Raw genomic sequence first — 2,979 nt, 5'->3', positions numbered from 1 at the left:
GGGGACTGCCGGGAAGTGGAAGGGGTCAGGCCTTTGGGTCAGTTCTCGTATCCCCGGGGTCGGACCTTGGGTCGGCCCTTAGAAATGTCCCCGGTTTAGGTAACTCCTTCGACGCCCCTCGACCGCCTGACGAAAATGGTGGACGCGGTGGGCACCACGATGTATTCTTATGACGCTGCGGGCTAGGTCCTCAGCGAGGATGGCCCATGGAGCGATGATACGGTGAGCTTTACGTACCAGAACCGCTTGCGAACAGGCTTGAGCCTCCTGGCGCCAGACGCCTCGCCCTGGACCGAGAGTTTTGCCTACGATTCAGCCAGGCGGCTCACAAACGCCGCCTCACCCGCCGGTTCCTTCGGCTACACTTATAACCTCACCCGGCACGAGCAAGTCGCCAAACTGGCCCTGCCAAGCGGGGCCTACATCCTGAACACCTACGACACCCTCGCCCGCCTGCTCTCGACCACACTCAAGAACAGCGGCAACACCGCCCTCAACTCCCACAAATACGGCTACAACACGGCCTCTGAGCGCACGGCGCTGACCAATTTCTCGGGCGATTATTGGCTCTACGCGTATGACAGGATCGGCCAGTTGCAAACGGCCAAGGGGAGTGAAGCCACCGGTAGCGCACGCCTCCAGGAGCAGCTTGGGTATACGTCCGACTTGGCACATAACCTCAATTACCGCACCAACAACGCCCTCTTGCAGACCTTCAACGTCAATTCGCTGAACGAACTGACCATCCTCGACCGCAGCGGCACCTTCACCGTTGCGGGCACAACCACCAGCCCCGCCACAGACGTTACGGTGAACGGTTCGGCCGCCAGCCTTTATGGCGACGACACCTTTGCCGAGGCCGGCTTTACGCTTGCCAACGGCAACAATACCTTCACCGCCATTGCCCAGGACAGCTACGGACGCTCAGACACCTACAGCACCACCTGCTACCTGCCGGCCACCAATTCATACTCTTACGACCTGAACGGGAACCTGACCAGCGACGGGAACCGATACTTTGGCTATGATGACGAGAATCAGTTGGTGAGCGTTTGGGTCACCAATGCCTGGCGCGGTGATTTTGTGTATGATGGCAAGATGCGCCGCCGGATTCGGCGGGAATACACCTGGTCCTCGGGCGCATGGGTCCAAACCAACGAGGTCCATTACGTTTACGACGGCAACCTGGCAATTGAGGAGCGGGACGCGAACAACCTGCCGCTGGTTTCATACACGCGAGGACGAGATTTGAGTGGGACATTTCAAAGGGCAGGCGGGATTGGAGGGCTCCTGGCCCGGACCGACCTTCATCTGCTGATCATTCGGGCCCCCGGCGCCTCAGCATATTACCACGCCGATGGCAATGGCAACATTACCGCCCTGATCAACGCCAACCAGGCGATCGTCGCCAGGTATCTCTATGATCCATATGGGAACATTCTGAGCCAAAGCGGCCCATTGGCTAATGCCAATCTCTATCGCTTTTCGAGCAAGGAGGCCCACGCCAACTCGGGCATGGTTTATTACCTATATCGGTTTTACGACCCGAATCTACAGAGGTGGCTAAATAGAGACCCGATGGGCGAAAGGGGGTTTGAGATTCTCCGGAGGCACAGGGCTTTCAAGAGGCACCATCTCATTCGGAGATTTGCTGAGGTTTCTCAGGGGCCTAACCTTTACGGGTTCGTGGGCAACAATGCAATGGGCAGGTCCGACCCGCTGGGGTTAAGTTACGACTCCGAAGAGTGTGCAGGCCTCCTTAACGAGATTGACTTTATGTATTCGCTTCTGGGGCGGACTGGCATCGACCGGAACTCGGTTCAGCAGCAGATAAATGATTTGGAGGATGAGTATGACGATAACTGTGGGGACGACGACGACGGGGACAAACAGCCCCAGCCAGTGCCTGTTCCTGCACCGAGCGAGTGTAAAAAGAAGGTAGTTCAGGCGGCGACGTGGGCGACAATCGGCACCGTAGTCTATTGGATTATCAGTGAGGGGTCTCGTCTCTTTCCACCGCGCAACTTGGTTCCAATCCCCTGAGCCATCGCAGTAATTCCCTGATATGGCCGAAGCACCGGACAGTGGACTCGCTCGGCGACTCGTAACCCTTTTCGACCAGAGGTGCACGGTTGAATTTGCACAGATAGCCCAAACAGTTACCTATGACAGCGCCGTTCGGGACAGCATACAGAGCGGGTTGCTGGAGATAGCAAAAGCTGAGAAATCGTTTGAGGACATTCGGACGAGAGCTTCGGCGATCAAAGTAATCGAGCTGCTCGGGTTTTCAAACTCCGCGGATGTTCGCCGCGAGCTGTTCCGACTGTTCACCACCATCTTTAGCAGGGAGAAGTTGACTGAGTTGGCCGCCTTCGAAGCGCTTCCTAAAACGAGGCGGTGCGGAGCGCAATGCTCGGAGATGAGGTTGCTTCGGAGTCTTCTTCGGGGTCTGCTCCACGTGAGGGAGGAGCCGGGGCTTACTGCTGGCCGGTTGGTCGTTGAGGCTTTTGACGGCACCGAATTCGCCAGGAAGGTAGCGACCTTGCTCGGCCAGCCCTCGATGCAGTAGTCGGGAGTTATTCGGTTTATCCCTTGGTGACGGGCGTGATGGCGATGGAGGCCACGAAAGGCAGGTGGCGGTCAACTTCGGCGAAGCGTTGGGGCAGGACGCGGACTGCGGCCAGGCCGTTTTCCTGGAGCTTGTCGGCCAAGTGAGAGAGCCGCCAGCCGAGCACCACCACGTCAGCGGTGGAGAAGGCGAGCGCGAGTTTTTGCGGTGGTTCGTTCTTGTCGTCGCCGGCGTCCGGGTTTGGCTCCAGAGTGTATTCGATCAACTGGCTCAAATAAAGGCAGTGGGGTCGCATCTCAACAATTGACATGTGTCAGTGGTCTTTTTCAATGGCGCAATGGTCACCAACACGTACGATTATCTCAACCGCCTCCTCTCCCGCGGTTATCCCGACGGCGGCGTCGAGCATT

The 2,979-nt window shown here is 57.7% G+C and carries 3 protein-coding genes; 2 read left to right on the top strand and 1 reads right to left on the bottom strand.

Going from position 1 to position 2,979, the window contains the following annotated elements; all coding sequences use genetic code 11:
- Positions 1-222: 222 nt before the first annotated feature.
- Complete coding sequence (locus tag VG146_10510; protein HEV2392781.1) at positions 223-2,043, top strand: RHS repeat-associated core domain-containing protein; 1,821 nt, start codon at positions 223-225, stop codon at positions 2,041-2,043.
- A 22-nt stretch (positions 2,044-2,065) separates the two neighbouring features.
- Positions 2,066-2,569: a hypothetical protein gene (locus VG146_10505; GenBank protein HEV2392780.1), complete on the top strand. Its 504-nt coding sequence runs from the start codon at positions 2,066-2,068 to the stop codon at positions 2,567-2,569.
- Positions 2,570-2,585: 16 nt separating this feature from the next.
- On the opposite strand, the gene VG146_10500 is transcribed toward VG146_10505, so the two are convergent.
- Entirely contained in the window at positions 2,586-2,843 is a 258-nt protein-coding gene (locus VG146_10500) for a hypothetical protein (protein HEV2392779.1), read from the bottom strand.
- Between the last annotated feature and the right edge of the window lie 136 nt (positions 2,844-2,979).

The sequence above is a fragment of the Verrucomicrobiia bacterium genome (assembly GCA_035946615.1).
In the GTDB taxonomy this organism is placed as follows: domain Bacteria; phylum Verrucomicrobiota; class Verrucomicrobiia; order Limisphaerales; family UBA8199; genus DASYZB01.
Note: the sequence above shows the minus strand (reverse complement) of the source record. Positions and strands in the feature narration are given on the sequence as shown.